11 protein-coding genes are annotated in these 14,918 nt (G+C 68.8%); 7 read left to right on the forward strand and 4 right to left on the reverse strand.

What is annotated here, in order from left to right:
* Positions 1–34: 34 nt before the first annotated feature.
* The gene (locus AC5P53_RS06330; protein ID WP_049442402.1) at positions 35–1,108 is read right to left on the reverse strand and encodes a hypothetical protein; all 1,074 of its coding nucleotides are present in this window, start codon (positions 1,106–1,108) and stop codon (positions 35–37) included.
* An 89-nt stretch (positions 1,109–1,197) separates the two neighbouring features.
* Complete coding sequence (gene rnd / locus AC5P53_RS06335) at positions 1,198–2,277, reverse strand: ribonuclease D (protein ID WP_032956162.1); 1,080 nt, start codon at positions 2,275–2,277, stop codon at positions 1,198–1,200.
* 84 nt (positions 2,278–2,361) lie between these two features.
* Here rnd and AC5P53_RS06340 point away from each other — a divergent pair, with 84 nt between their 5' ends.
* Both AC5P53_RS06340 and AC5P53_RS06345 read left to right on the forward strand, forming a co-directional pair.
* Positions 2,362–4,248, forward strand: a complete 1,887-nt coding sequence (locus AC5P53_RS06340; protein ID WP_014647818.1) for a formylglycine-generating enzyme family protein — start codon at positions 2,362–2,364, stop codon at positions 4,246–4,248.
* A gap of 84 nt (positions 4,249–4,332) precedes the next feature.
* Complete coding sequence (locus AC5P53_RS06345) at positions 4,333–5,229, forward strand: M48 family metallopeptidase (RefSeq protein ID WP_005417787.1); 897 nt, start codon at positions 4,333–4,335, stop codon at positions 5,227–5,229.
* A 612-nt stretch (positions 5,230–5,841) separates the two neighbouring features.
* Here AC5P53_RS06345 and xseA read toward each other — a convergent pair.
* Positions 5,842–7,173, reverse strand: a complete 1,332-nt coding sequence (gene xseA / locus AC5P53_RS06350) for an exodeoxyribonuclease VII large subunit (protein WP_014647817.1) — start codon at positions 7,171–7,173, stop codon at positions 5,842–5,844.
* Positions 7,174–7,217: 44 nt separating this feature from the next.
* Entirely contained in the window at positions 7,218–8,288 is a 1,071-nt protein-coding gene (queG, locus tag AC5P53_RS06355) for a tRNA epoxyqueuosine(34) reductase QueG (RefSeq protein WP_032956157.1), read from the reverse strand.
* 23 nt (positions 8,289–8,311) lie between these two features.
* Between queG and AC5P53_RS06360 the strand changes: the two genes are divergently transcribed.
* The 5 genes from AC5P53_RS06360 to AC5P53_RS06380 all read left to right on the forward strand — a co-directional run bounded on the left by AC5P53_RS06360 (position 8,312) and on the right by AC5P53_RS06380 (position 14,918).
* The gene (locus AC5P53_RS06360; RefSeq protein WP_049442403.1) at positions 8,312–9,796 is read left to right on the forward strand and encodes an NAD(P)H-hydrate dehydratase; all 1,485 of its coding nucleotides are present in this window, start codon (positions 8,312–8,314) and stop codon (positions 9,794–9,796) included.
* Positions 9,793–10,275, forward strand: coding sequence for a tRNA (adenosine(37)-N6)-threonylcarbamoyltransferase complex ATPase subunit type 1 TsaE (gene tsaE, locus AC5P53_RS06365; protein WP_049442404.1), 483 nt, complete (start codon positions 9,793–9,795; stop codon positions 10,273–10,275). The genes AC5P53_RS06360 and tsaE overlap by 4 nt, the downstream gene beginning before the upstream one ends.
* Before the next feature lie 82 nt (positions 10,276–10,357).
* Entirely contained in the window at positions 10,358–11,926 is a 1,569-nt protein-coding gene (locus AC5P53_RS06370) for an N-acetylmuramoyl-L-alanine amidase (RefSeq protein ID WP_495227184.1), read from the forward strand.
* Between the two features lie 146 nt (positions 11,927–12,072).
* The gene (mutL, locus tag AC5P53_RS06375) at positions 12,073–13,977 is read left to right on the forward strand and encodes a DNA mismatch repair endonuclease MutL (protein WP_049442405.1); all 1,905 of its coding nucleotides are present in this window, start codon (positions 12,073–12,075) and stop codon (positions 13,975–13,977) included.
* An 11-nt stretch (positions 13,978–13,988) separates the two neighbouring features.
* Positions 13,989–14,918 (forward strand): DUF1684 domain-containing protein, encoded by a 930-nt coding sequence (locus AC5P53_RS06380; protein WP_014647811.1) that lies wholly within the window; start codon positions 13,989–13,991, stop codon positions 14,916–14,918.

Here is a 14,918-nt window from a genome sequence, read left to right on the forward strand (position 1 = left end):
AGCGCCGTTTTTCGTTGCTCGGCATCATCCGTGCTCACGGCGTGGCGCTGACGCCCTTGCCCAGCGCTGCATCGGACGGCGCACTGGGGCCCAGCACCTGCAGCTGCATCGCCTCCATCCGCTCCAGTACCTTGCGCTGCTTGCCGTTGAGGCCGCGCGAGGTGATTGCGATGTGCTTGCGTGCAGCGTCCAGCGGCGCGGGTTGGTAGTGCACCGTGAAGCGGCGCAGGGCGCATCCCGTCAGCTTGTCGACCGGTGCGCAGTCGTTCGCGTTGAAATCGATATCGCCGTCGGCGGCAACAATGAAGGGGCTGAGCAGGATCTGCCCTTCGCGGGCAGTGAAGGCCAGTGGCGCGTGGGCCTTGGCAATGACCGCCTGGATGCGTACGGCAGGGATGTCTTCAGGGACGATCCTGTCATCCCAGTAGCCTTCGGTCGGGCGCGAGGTTTCGTAGTTCTGGGTGCCCCATGCCACGCAGTTGCCGGAGGCCACATGCACCGAGATGCAGACCTGCTGGGAGTGCTGATCGGTCAGGACGCCGGGTGGTACCCAGACCTTCTTCCAGGAATAGAAACGGTAATCGACGTCGGCCAGGCGGGTGGCGCCGATGTCCTTCGATACTTCGTCCGTAGTCCCCAGCGGCTTCAGCTTGGCCACGCGGGTGTTCAGGCGGTAGTTCTCCGCACCGTTCAGCAGATAGGTGCCCGGCGGAATCAGATGCACCTCGAACACGTCCATCAACACCGTCCGCTGCGGGCCGGTTTCCAGTTCGTTGGTGTTGAACAGCTGCACATAGCCCTGGGAGGGAATGTCCTTGTGCTGGAAGGACACCCGCGTCGAGAACCCGGGCAGGTCGGTCGAGCGCTTGCCCAGATGAAAGCCGGGGACCGGAGAGCCGACGCCTGGCCCGCCGTTGTGCACGACATACGGGGCCGGCACCAGCACGGCAACCAGACCGTCGCGGGTGGCACCGTCAATGATGTCCACCAGCTTGGCTGTGTTCTCCTTTTCCTGTGCATAGGAAAGCGGTGCGGCCTGCCCAGAGCATGCCAGGCCCAACGTGGTTAGCAGCAGTGCGCAGGCGGTCGCGATCTTGAGGGTCTGCATCGACGTCTCCTTGTCAGTACCGGTAAACCTAGCACGGCCCCTGCAGGCTCGAGGTGCATGGCGCCGACGTGGTCCGGCGCCTTGTGCCATCAACGTGCGGGCAGCAGCGCCTGCAGCCGCGATTCCAGTTCCTGCTGGCGCCAGCCGGCCAGTGCGGCCGGCCACTGGCGGCGTTCCAGATAGCTTTCCAGGTGCTTGCGTGAGGCCAATACGCCATCCGGCAGGCCCAGTTCGCGGCTGCGCTCGGCAACCGCGTCCTGCAGCTTCTTCAGTGCCTGCTTGTTGCTGTCGTTGGCCGGCAGCGCCAGCGGTGCTTCGGCCTCATCGGCCAGCGGCGTATCCAGCGCCTGCCACACAGCGCCCGCGAGCTTGCGCGGTGCCTTCGGGAACTGTTCGAACAGCTTGCCCAGTGCGGCGGCATCGGCCGGTGGCGTGCGTGCCAGCGTGGCGGCCAGTTCGTTGTCCAGGATCCAGCTGCGCGGGCGGTCGCTGCTGCGTGCCTGCACATCGCGCCAGCGCAGCAGACGCAGCAGCCGATGCTGTGCGGCCGTGTCGAGGAACTGCGCCGAGCGCATCGCCAGGTGCGGCCAACGGTCTTCGTCATTGGCGACGCTGGCCAGCAGGCGCTCGCCGTCGTCGTGCAGCCACTGCTGGCGGCCCAGCGCCTGCAACCTGGCATCGATGGCGTCATGCAGCGCGAACAGGTGCTCGACATCGTCGGCGGCGTACTGCAGCTGCGATTCGGACAACGGGCGGCGCATCCAGTCCGAACGGGTTTCGCCCTTGGCCAGCGCCACGCCGGTGATTTCCGCGACCAGCTTCTGGTAGCCCATACCGCCACCGATGCCTGCCAGCGAGGCGCCGATCTGGGTGTCGAACAGCGGACGTGGCAACACGCCGCAGGCCCACTTGAAGGCGACCAGGTCTTCGCTGGCGCTGTGCATCACCTTGACGATCGATTCATCGGCCAGCCACGGCGCCAGCGCCTCGGTCATGCCGGGAATCAGGGGGTCGATCAGCAGGATGTCCTGCCCGACCGCCATCTGCACCAGGGCCAACTGCGGCCAGAAGGTGCGTTCACGGATGAATTCGGTGTCCAGGCCGATGCGGGCCGGACGCTGCTGGAAGTACGGATCCAGCTCGGCGGGGGTGGTGATCCAGATTGCCACGGGTCAGGGCCTACTACTCGGGTTTGCTCAGGCAGGGGAGAATAGCCTAACGTCGGTCCGCATCCGTGCCGAAGGAGATCCTGCTTGCGTTTTCCGCTGTCGTCCGTGCTGTGCACCGCCCTGGCCCTGGCCGGCTGCACGCCGTCGCCCTCGGCGACGCCGGAGCCGGGACCGGCTGCTGGCGAAGACGCACGGCCGCAGCAAGGCATGCAGGCGGACGCGACGCCGGAGGCGGCGCAGGGCAGCGTCACCATCGCCGGTGAGGATGCCGCCGAGGATGTGCAGCGGTGGACGCCACCGCGGGTCGATCGGCAGGGGCGCAGCCTGGCCCAGCTGCGTCGCGCGGCCGAGAAGGCGTTCGCCGAAGGGCGCCTGTACGAGGACGCCGACGCGGCGGTTCCGCTGTGGCTGGCGGTGCAGGAGGAAGACCCGGATGACCGCCAGGCCCGCAACGGCCTGCAGCGCGCCCGCCAGCGCCTTCAGCAGCAGGCCGATGCCCTGCTGGTCCGGCCGCTGCAGCAGCGCGAGGCGCTGGCCGAGGCCAGCCGCCAGGCACTGGTGCTGCTGACCCTGGCGCCGAAGGATGAGAAGGTTCGCGCGCTGCAGGGACGGGTGGAGCTCGCCCAGCGCGTGGTGGCCTACAACCGTGCCGGCGAGGAAGACCTGCGTTCGGGGCGGATCGGTGAGGACGGTGACGGAGCGATCGGCAACTTCCGTGAAGCGCTGGCCCTGGATGAACACAACAGCCGGGCACGGCAGGGCCTGGCGGCGGCCGAGAGTGGCCTGATCCGCCGTGCCGAGGACGCGGCGCGGGTGCGTGACTTTGCCAGCGCCGGCACCTGGCTGGCCGAAGCCAGCAAGGTCCGTGACTCATCACCGGCCATTGCCGATGCCTTCGAACGTATCGAACAGATCCGCGCGGCGGCACTGCTGCAGCTGCGCGATGATGGCCTGCGCGAACTGGCGACGCCACAGGGCCTGAAGCCGGCGCGCGAGAAGCTGGCCGAGGCCCTGCGCATCGCCTTGCCAGGGGATGCGGTGGTGGCCCAGTTGCGCGAACGCATCGACCTGGCCACCCATTACGGCAGCTTCCGTCCCGGGCAGGTGTTCAGCGACGCCATGCGCGATGGCGGGCGCGGCCCGCAGATGATCGTGGTGCCGCATGGTGGCTTCCAGATGGGCGCGGGTGATGCCGAGCCCGGTGCCAGCGATGCCGAGCGGCCCTCGCATTATGTGCGCTTTGACCGCGGGTTTGCGATGGCGATCACCGAGATCACGGTCAGTGATTTCGAGCGCTATGTGAAGTCGACCAATGCGCGGCCGCGTGCGACCCGGCGCGGCCACTCGGTGGTCTATGACGAGCGCAGCGGCAATTTCATCCGCCGCAGCGGTGTGGACTGGCGTTCCGATTACGATGGCGCGCGCGCACTGGGCAATTCGCCGGTGATGCATGTGAGCGTGCGTGATGCCGAAAACTACGCGGCGTGGCTGTCCGAGCAGACAGGACGCAGCTACCGGCTGCCCAGCGAGGCCGAATTCGAGTACGCGCTGCGTGCCGGCAGCAGTGGCCGTTATCCGTGGGGCGACGCCGGCACGCCGCCGCCCGGCGCTGGCAACTTCACCGGCAGCAAGGATGTCTCGCCCTCGGGGCGGCACTGGCACAACGCCTTCGTCGGCTATGGCGATGGCTGGTGGGGGCCCGCGCCGGTGGCCAGTTTCCAGGCCAATGCCTTCGGCCTGCACGACATGGCTGGCAATCTCAGCGAGTGGGTGGCCGACTGCTGGCATGCCAGCTACCGGCGTGCGCCGTCCGATGGTGTCGCCTGGTTCAACCCGGGCTGCCGGTCGCGGGTGATCCGGGGCGGCAACTGGGCCAATGCGCCCGAGCAGACCCGTGCGGCCTGGCGGCAATCGCAGGACTCGGACACCACCAACGCGCGCATCGGCTTCCGTCTGGTGCGGGGCATCTGAGCATCGGGCTTCACCCGCTGCTGGCGTCCGCGCACTAAGATTGCGCCGTGCCCGCCGGCCGGCGGGGCCTGCTGGAAGACACCGATGCGCAACGATCCCTTTTCCCGCTCGCCGCAAGGCCCGCAGCGGCGCGGCCTGTTCGGCAACATCCGCTGGTGGGTGCTGCTGCTGGCAGCGGGCTATGCGGTGTTCTACTGGTTCTCCAATCGCACGGTCGATCCCTACACCGGCGAGAAGGTGATGATCGACAGCAGCCTGGATGCGCGCCAGGAGACCGCGCTCGGGCTGCAGGCCTACCAGCAGATCCTGTCGCAGGAACGGCCGATGGATCCGAATGCGCCGATCGCGCGTGATGTGCGCGACATCGCCCAGCGCCTGATCGCCAAGGTGGACGTGGTGGAGACCGCGCTGGCACAGGAGCACGGCGTGCAGCCGGCGCATTTCGCGCGGGATTTCCAGTGGGAAGTGAATGTGATCCCGTCCGAGCAGGCCAATGCGTTCTGCCTGCCGGGTGGCAAGATGGCGGTCTACACCGGCCTGGTGCCGGTGGCGCGTACGCGTGACGCGATGGCGGTGGTGATGGGCCATGAGATCGCCCATGCGCTTCTACGCCATGGTGCACAGCGGATGGCGCAGCAGAAGCTGACCCAGATCGGGCAGATGGCTGGTGCCGCCAGCGGCATGGATGCGCAGCAGCAACAGATGATGATGTCGGCGATGGGCTACGGCTACCTGCTGCCCTATGCGCGCAGCCACGAGACGCAGGCCGATGAAGTGGGGCTGATGCTGGCCGCAGCGGCCTGCTTCGATCCCCGCGAGGCGGTGCCGCTGTGGCAGCGCATGGGCCAGGCCAGTGGCGGCCAGGCGCCGCCGGAGTTCGCCTCCACCCACCCGAACCCGGGTACCCGCATCCAGAACCTGCAGGCGCTGATGCCGAAGGCGCTCGAGTACCGGCAGAAGTTCTGCGAGCAGGCAAAGTAGGGGAGGCGGCAGGGCTTGCAGCCCTGCACCCGCTGCGAACCAAGGCAACAGCAACAGCCGAAGCAGAAGCGGGTTTCCTGTGGGTAGGCGGGGTGGGGCCAGTTGCGGGAGACGCCGTAAACCCATCCATGGGGGCTTGGCCGCGGCATCCATGCCGCGGACACTCCCGCAACCGGACCCACCCCGCCTTCGACAGATTCTCGCGATCTGTCGGAATGGCGTGGGGTCAGATCCGTTTTCCTACGGAAAACGGATCTGACCCCGAATTGATTCGATATCTGACAGAGATTCATCCACGCATGGCGTGGATCTACCGATCCGTCGCCGGGAAACTGTCGGGGGGGGCGGTGTGGCTGTGCAGGACCGTTGGTGCCATCGAGCCCCCAAGGGTGAGGGCGCTTTGCTTGCGAAGCACTGCTTCGCAAGCGCCCGAACGCACAGCCGCCGGCGGCTGGGCCGGACCGCGCAGCGGGGTCTACGGCGTGTCCTGCACAGCCACACCGCCCCGCCAAACCATCAGCAATCCAGAGCCGCTTTTGCTGTTGCTGTTGAGGTTGTCGGCCAGCGGCCGGCACTACCGCAGGTGCAGGGCGCAGCCCTGCCGAACGCCCCTTACTTGACCTGTACGTCGATCACACCGTCGCCGACGCGGGCCTGCAGTGCGTCACCTGGCTTTACCTGATCGATCTGGCGTACCAGCGTGCCATCGTCGCTGCGGGTGAGGATGCTGTAGCCACGCGCCACGGTCGCCAGCGGGCTGACTGCTTCAAGTGAACGCGCCAGTCCGCGCAGTCGCAGTGCATCGCGCTCCAGCAGGCGCTGCATCGCGGCCTGCGGCCGCCCGCGCAGGGCAGCCAGACGGCGCTGCATCGCATCGAGCTGGCGCTGCGGATGGTGCCCGCGCAGCACTGCCGCCGCATGACGCAGGCGCGCGGCGCGGCGCTCCTGCTGCTGGTTGAACGCAGCATGCAGGCGCCGGCCCAGATCCAGCTGGCGTCGGCGCAACAAGTCCAGCCGCGCCTGCGGGCTCTGGGCGTTCAGGCGCAGCAGGGCGCGGTCGGCGCGCTGCATCGCCTGCTGCATCGCATGCCGTTGCAGCTGCACCATGCGCGCGGCCGTGCGGCGCAGGCGCAGTGCCAGTTCGCGCTGGTCGGGTACCAGCAGTTCAGCTGCCACCGAAGGCGTCGGTGCACGCAGGTCGGCGGCGAAGTCGCTGAGGCTGAAGTCGGTTTCGTGGCCGACCGCCGAAACCACTGGGGTGTGGCTGGCGGCGATCGCACGGGCCAGGGCTTCGTCATTGAAGGCCCACAGGTCTTCCAGCGAACCGCCGCCGCGGGTCAGCAGGATCACGTCGTAGCGACCACTGGCATCGGCCGCCTGCAGCAGGCGGGTGATCTGCGCGGCGGCGCTGCTGCCCTGCACCAGGGTCGGCAGCAGGTCGACTTCCAGCAGCGGGAAACGGCGGCCGAGCACGCTCAGCACATCGCGCACGGCGGCGCCGGTCGGCGAGGTGATCACTGCCAGACGTTGTACATGCGCCGGCAGTGGCCGTTTGCGCGCCGGGTCGAACAGGCCCTCGGCCTCCAGCCGTGCCTTCAGTTCCTCGAAGGCGCGGCGCAGTGCGCCTTCGCCCGCCTCCTCCATGTGGTCCAGCACCATCTGGTACTCGCCACGGGCGTCGTACAGGGTCACCTTGCCGCGCACCAGCACGCGCATGCCTTCGCGCGGCACGAACTTCAGGTACTGCGCCTTCATCCGGAACATTGCGGCACGCAGCTGCGCACGCGCGTCCTTCAGGGTGAAATACAGGTGACCGGAGGCAGGACGCGCCACGCTGCCCAGTTCGGCCTCGACCCAGATCGCCGGGAAACTGCCTTCCAGCAGGTCGCGGGCCAGGGTGTTGAGCTGGCTGGGGGTGAAAATGTCGTTGTTGCGTGGCTGCATGGGAACGGCGTGCTGCGGGTGGAGCGGGGGCTCAGGATCGCACGTCAGCGCGCCGTGTGCTGGCCCAGCGCCCACTGCACGTGTTCACGCACCAGCGGCGAGGGATCATCGACGCGGGTCTGCAACGCGGCCAATGCTTCGGCCGAGGACGGTGCGTTGCCCAGTGCCACGGCGATGTTGCGCAGCCAGCGCTCGTGCCCGCTGCGGCGGATCGGGCTGCCCTCGGTGCGGCGCAGGAACTCGGCCTCGTCCCAGGCGAACAGCTGGTCCAGGCGCGCGGTATCGAGGTTGTTGCGCGCGCGGAAATCGGCTTCGTCGGTGCGCTTGGCGAACTTGTTCCAGGGGCAGACCAGCTGGCAGTCGTCGCAGCCGTAGATGCGGTTGCCGATCAACGGACGCATGTCTTCGGGAATGGCGCCGTCGTGCTCGATGGTCAGGTAGGAAATGCAGCGCCGCGCGTCCAGCCGCTGCGGGCCGGTGATGGCCTGGGTCGGGCAGACATCGATGCAACGCGTGCAGGTGCCGCAGTGCGCCGTGGCCGGCGTGTCGATCGGCAACGGGATGTCGATGTAGATCTCGCCGATGAAGAACCATGAGCCGCCATGGCGGTCGATCAGGCAGGTGTGCTTGCCGATCCAGCCGAGGCCGGCGTTGCGCGCCAGTGCGCGTTCCAGCACGGGGGCGGAATCGACGAACACGCGGTAGCCCAGTGGCGCTACTTCGTCGTTGATCTGCGTCGCCAGCTTCTGCAGGCGGTTGCGCATCAGCTTGTGATAGTCGCGGCCCAGCGCGTAGCGCGCCACGTAGGCGCGGCCCGGGTCGGCCAGGGTCGCCCAGGCTTCGGTGTCGTCCTTGTGGCTGTAGTCCATGCCCACTGAAATCACGCGCACGGTGCCGGGCAGCAGCTCGGCCGGTCGCGCGCGCAAGGTGCCGTGGCGCGCCATCCAGTCCATCGTGCCGTACAGGCCCTGGCCCAGCCAGTCGGCCAGGTGCGCTTCATCCTCGCCCAGTTCGATACCAGCGATGCCGCAGCGCTGGAAGCCATGCGCACGCGCCAGTTCGCGGATGCGCTGCACGGCCTGGACCGGATCGACAGGGGTGGGGGCGGGGGACATGTGCACCAGTATAAAATCCCTGCATGGCCAACCTTGCCGATCTGTTCGATTCCGCTGCCGCGCGTGCGCTTGATGCGCAGGCCTCGGCGTTGGCCGCCGACGGCGGCTGGGGCCTGATGGCGCAGGCCGGCCAGGCCGCCTGGCAGTGCCTGCTGCAGCATTGGCCCCAGGCGCGGCGGATCGGCGTGGTGGTCGGCGCTGGCAACAATGGGGGCGATGGCCAGGTGCTGGCCCGTCACGCGCTGCAGGCCGGGCGCGAGGTGACAGTGATCGCCCTGCCGGGCAGGCCGCCCTCGACCGCGCTGGCACAGCGTGCAGCATCTGAATTCAGGTCCGGCGGCGGCACCATCACCGATTTCGACGGCATGCTGCCCGAGGCCGACGTCTGGGTCGATGCCCTGTTCGGGCTGGGCTTTGATCGCGCGCCGGAGGGTACGGCGCAGGCGTTGATTACCGCGCTCAACGCGCAGACTGCGCCGGTGCTGGCGCTGGATGTTCCCAGTGGCGTCGATGCCGACCGTGGGGCGGTGCCGGGCGTAGCAGTGCGCGCTGCACTGACCCTGCAGTTCATCGTGGCGCATCGCGGGCTGTATTCCGGCGATGCGCTGGATCATTGCGGGCACAAGGTCCTGGCGCCCCTGCTGTTGCCCGCGGCGGCCTGGCAAGGCGTGGTGCCCGCTGCGGAGCACTGGACGCAGGTGAGGTTGCGGGCCCTGTTGCCACCGCGCCGCGCCAATACCCACAAGGGCGAATCCGGGCACGTGCTGTGCGTCGGCGGCAACCATGGCAGCGGCGGTGCCATCGCGATGGCGGCCGAAGCCGCCTTGCGCGCGGGTGCGGGGCTGTTGAGCCTGGGCACCCGCCGCGACCACGTCGGTCCACTGCTGGCCCGGTTGCCCGAGGCCATGACCCATGCACTGGAAGATGGCGATGTGCTGCCGGCGCTGCTGGACAAGGCGAAGGTGGTGGCGATCGGGCCCGGTCTGGGCCAGGACGAATGGGCACGCGCCTTGTTTGCGCGGGTGCTGGCCAGCAACAAGCCATTGGTGGTCGATGCCGATGCCCTGAACCTGCTGGCGCAGGATCCGCGCGCGTTGCCCGATGCCATTCTCACACCGCACCCGGGCGAGGCCGCGCGCCTGCTCGGCTGCAGCACGGCTGAAATCCAGGCCGACCGCTACACCTGTGCGCACATGCTGGCCGAGCGCTTCCATGCCGTGGTGGTGCTGAAGGGCGCTGGCAGCATCGTGGCAGCGCCTGGGCAAACGCCCCGGTTGATCGCTGCCGGTAACCCAGGGATGGCCGTGGGAGGCATGGGCGACCTGCTCACCGGCATCATCGCCAGCCTGCGTGCGCAGGGCCTTGCGGCCTTCGATGCCGCGGCCGCGGGCGCGCTGCTGCATGCGCTGGCGGGCGATGCAGCTGCCGCCGATGGCGCGCGCGGCCTGCTTCCTACTGATCTGCTGGCGCCGCTGCGGCGACTGGCCAACCCGGACCTCTCCCCATGACCGAATTCTTCCTTGCCGACAGCGACGCCACCGAACTGCTCGGGCAGTGGCTGGCGGCCACCCGGCCGCCGCAGGCGCTGATCGAACTGCGCGGCGACCTGGGTGCCGGCAAGTCCACCACGGCCCGCGCGCTGCTGCGCGCGCTGGGCGTGCAGGGCGCGATCCGCAGCCCCACCTACACCCTGGTCGAGCGCTATCCGCTGGCCAGTGGCGGCGAGGCGTGGCACCTGGACCTGTATCGCATCGGCCAGGCCGGTGAGCTGGATTTCCTCGGCCTGGACGAGGGCAGCGCGGTGCTGTGGCTGGTCGAATGGCCGGAACGGGGCGCCGGCGCGCTGCCGCCGACCGACCTGGTGGTGGCGCTGGAGATCGACGGGCAGGGACGACGCGTCCGTCTCACTGGGGCCAGCGACGTAGGACATGAATGGCTGGAACGGTTGCCGCAAGGGGGCGACTTGCAGGCCATTTCTGTCGGCTGACGAGAACAAAGACCGGCAGGTTACGGATTATTAAGGAAAAAAGTGTTGCATTCCGTTCAGCGCGGTGATTGAATCCTGAGCCATGCGCCCGGGGAACCGTCTCATCGCCATCTGTGCCGCCGTCGGACTGGGTCTGGCGAGCGTCAGTACGTGGGCGGGTGAAGTCCGACAGGTCCTGCTGAACACCGGCGCTACCGGCACCCGTGCCGAGATCTCGCTGGTCGGCAGTGGCGGCTACAAGACCCTGTCGCTGGCCGGCCCGAACCGCCTGGTGGTCGATTTCCCCGACTCCAGCGCCATACGCAACCTGAAGATGCCGGCCGCGCAGGGCGTGGTCACGGCGGTGCGTACCGGACAGCCGGTCCCGGGCACGTTCCGCGTCGTTTTCGACCTCGCCGAATCGGTGGCGCCGTTCCGCCCGCAGATGCAGCGCGAGGGCAATGAATCCAAGCTGGTGATCGAATGGCCGGGCGATGGCCCGGCCTTGGCCAGCAGCCGCCCGGCGGCGACGCCAGCCGGGCAGCCGCAGGCGCCCGCGGCGGGAGCTGCACCAGTACCGACTCCGGCCGAGAGCGCGCAGTCGCGCACCGATGCCGCGCGTGCCACGGCCCTGCTGACCGCACAGGTACAGCAGCAGGCCAGCGCCACTGCCGCCGCACCGGCCACGCCGACCCCGGCACCGACCACCGCGCCGGCCCAGGTTGCTGCGGCCGGTGTCACCGCCAGCAGCACGCCGTCGTCCTCGCCGGCCGCGATCCTCGCCGGCCAGCGCACCGCAGCGGTGGTGACCACGCCGCCGGCCACCGTGCCTACACCGGCACCGACGCCGGTGGAACCGCCGCGTCCTGTCATGCCCAGCGATGCGTCGCGTATCCGCATGCAGGCCGGCATGCGCCACCTGGTGGTGGCGATCGATCCCGGACACGGCGGCCAGGACCCGGGTGCGATCGGCCCGACCGGCAAGCGCGAGAAGGATGTCACTCTGGCAGTGGCGCGCGAGCTGGCCCGCCAGGTTAACGCCACGCCGGGCCTGAAGGCCTACCTGACGCGCGACAGCGACGTGTTCATTCCGCTGCCGATGCGTGCGCAGAAGGCGCGTGCGAACAAGGCGGACATCTTCATCTCGATCCATGCCGACGCGGCCGAAAACCGCTCGGCCACGGGCTCATCGGTCTACGTGCTGTCGACCAAGGGCGCCTCGTCGCAGCGCGCCCGCTGGCTGGCGGACAAGGAAAACGCGGCCGACCTGGTCGGCGGCGTGCGCCTGCAGCAGACCGAAGGCACCCTGGCCAACGTGCTGCTGGACCTGGCGCAGAGCGGCTACATGAAGGCGTCCGAAGACGCGGCCGGCCACGTGCTGGGCGGCCTGAAGCGGATCGGCAACAACCACAAGCCGAACATCGAGCGCGCCAACTTCGCGGTGCTGCGCACCTCGGACATGCCGGCGATGCTGGTGGAAACCGCGTTCATCTCCAATCCGGATGAAGAACGCCGCCTGATGGACCCGGCGTACCAGCGCAAGATCGCTGGCGCCGTGCTGGACGGCGTGCACACCTTCTTCAGCCGCCAGCCGCCGCCGGGGACCTTGTATGCGGCCCGCGCCCAGGCCGAGATCGACGCGGCCGGTACCATGGCCGGCGGCAGCAAGTAAGCCGCCGAAGGCGGGTTGCTGCTTTCCGTAGAGTCGAGCCGCGCTCGACTGGGCCTTGTCGGTAGCCCGCAGTCGAGCATGGCTCGACTCTATCCTCGGCAGCTCCGCTATCATCGACCCATGAAGTCTGCTGCCCATCACCTCCCATGAGTGCGCCCGGTCCGCGCCCGATCCGGCCGTTGCCGGAGATCCTCATCAACCAGATCGCCGCTGGCGAAGTGGTCGAACGGCCCGCGTCGGTGGTCAAGGAACTGGTCGAGAACGCGATCGATGCCGGCGCCAGCCGCGTCGACATCGATCTGGAAGAGGGCGGTGTGCGCCTGATCCGCATCCGTGACAATGGCAGCGGCATCGCACCGGAGCAGCTGCCGCTGGCGGTATCGCGCCACGCCACCAGCAAGATCGCCGACCTGGACGATCTGGAATCGGTGGCAACGCTGGGGTTCCGCGGTGAAGCGCTGCCTTCGATCGCCTCGGTCAGCCGCTTCACCCTGGCCTCGCGCCGCGCGCATGACGAGCACGGTTCGGCGTTGCAGATCGAAGGCGGCAAGATCGGCGAGGTGACCCCGCGCGCGCACGCGCCGGGCACCACGGTGGAAGTGCGCGAGCTGTTCTACAACGTGCCGGCGCGGCGCAAGTTCCTGCGCGCCGAGCGCACCGAACTGGGCCATATCGAAGAGTGGCTGCGTTCGCTGGCGCTGGCACGGCCGGATGTCGAGCTGCGCGTGTCGCACAACGGCAAGGCCTCGCGTCGTTACAAGCCGGGCGATCTGTATTCCGATACACGCCTTGCCGAAACGCTGGGCGAGGATTTCGCCAACCAGGCCGTGCGCGTGGACCACAGCGGTGCCGGACTGCGCCTGCATGGCTGGATCGCGCAGCCGCATTATTCGCGCGCGAGCGCCGACCAGCAGTACCTGTACGTCAACGGTCGCTCGGTGCGTGACCGCAGCGTCGCCCACGCAGTGAAGATGGCCTACGGCGATGTGCTGTACCACGGCCGCCAGCCGGCCTATGTGCTGTTCCTGGAACTGGATCCGACCCGCGTCGACGTCAACGTGCACCCTGCCAAGCACGAAGTGCGCTTCCGTGATTCGCGGCTGGTCCATGATTTCGTCTACCGCACGCTGAAGGATGCGCTGGCCGATACCCGCGCCGGCATGTCGGCGCAGGAGATCGGTGCCGGTGCTGCGCAGCCGGTGGATGCCACGGCCATGCCGATGGCATCGAGCGCAGGCGCGTCGGGATTCGGGCTGGTGCGTGGGCCCGCGCCGGGTGCCGGCTCGGGAGGTGGTGGTGGCGGATTCTCCGGATGGCGCCCGCAGCAGCCGCTGGGCCTGCAGGTGGCCGATGCACCGGCTGCCTATGCCGCGCTGTATGCCGCACCGGCCGGCGCCGAGCGCGGTGCTGCGCTGCCGCCGATGCCGACCGAGAACGGACTGCCGGTCACCAGTGCCGACGCAGGCGTGCCGCCGCTGGGCTATGCGATCGCGCAGCTGCATGGCATCTACATCCTGGCCGAGAACGCCGAAGGCCTGATCGTGGTCGACATGCATGCGGCCCACGAACGCATCGGCTACGAGCGCCTGAAGAACGCGCACGATGGCATCGGCCTGCAGTCGCAGCCGTTGCTGGTGCCGATCACGCTGGCAGTGGGCGAGCGCGAGGCCGACACCGCCGAGAGCGAAGCTGAAACCCTGGCGGCGCTCGGCTTCGAGGTGACCCGTGCCGGGCCCGGTTCGCTGCACGTGCGCAGTATTCCGGCATTGTTGGCGCATGCCGAACCGGAAGGGCTGCTGCGCGACGTGCTGACCGACCTGCGCGAGCATGGCCAGAGCCGCCGCGTGGCCAGTGCACGCGACGAACTGCTGTCGACCATGGCCTGCCACGGCGCGGTGCGTGCCAACCGGCGCTTGACCCTGCCGGAAATGAACGCGCTGCTGCGCGACATGGAAATCACCGAACGGTCCGGCCAGTGCAACCACGGCCGACCGACCTGGGCCCGTTTTTCGCTGGCGGAGATCGACCGCTGGTTCCTGCGCGGACGTTGAGGGGAGCATCGATGCGTTATCGGGGAATGGCGGGCCTGCTGGCCGCCGTGGTGTTGGCCGCCTGCAGCCCGGCAACACCGCCGGTGCCGACGGCCGCTGAAGATCCGGCCTACGCGGCCGCGCAGCAACAATGGCGTGTAGCGCGCTACCAGGACCTGACCCGGCCCGATGGCTGGACGGCGCTGGTGGGCCTGCACTGGCTGCAGAACAAATCGCATTTCGTTGGCAGCGGCGCTACCAACGGCATCCGCCTGACGGTTGGCCCGGACAAGCTGGGCCTGCTGCGTCGCGAAGGGACGCAGTGGTGGTTCACGCCTGAAGCCGGTGTCGATGTCAGTCATGATGGCCTGCCGGTGCGCGGCCGCATCCGCGTTGACACCGACAAGGACGCGCAACCGACGCTGCTGGCCTTCGATGGCGGCAAGGGCCAGCTCAGCATCATCCGCCGGGGGCCGCGGGACGCGCTGCGGGTCAAGCATGCCGATGCGCCTGCGCGGCGTGACTTTGCCGGCCTGCAGTACTGGCCGGGCGGCGTGGACTGGCAGGTGCAGGCGCGCTTCATCGCGCACCCGCCGGGCAAGACCCTGCCGATCGTCGACATCACCGGCCTGACCACCGAGATGCCCAATGCCGGCGCGGTCGAGTTCGAACGCGATGGTCGCAGCTGGCGGCTGGAAGCGATCGGTGCGCCCGGGCAGCCGCTGTTCCTGATCTTCGCCGACCGCACCAGCGGCCGCGGCAGCTATCCGGCCGGGCGCTACCTGGATACCGATGCGCCCGCCGCAGACGGCACCGTGCGCATCGATTTCAACCATGCCTACAACCCGCCGTGCGCGTTCACCGCCTACGCCACCTGTCCGCTGGCGCCACCGGAAAACCGGCTGGATCTGCGCGTGGAAGCGGGCGAGAAGGCGTACCACCTGCCTGAAGGAGAAGGCTGA

Source organism: Stenotrophomonas sp. YJH_SMC_82 (assembly GCF_059368875.1).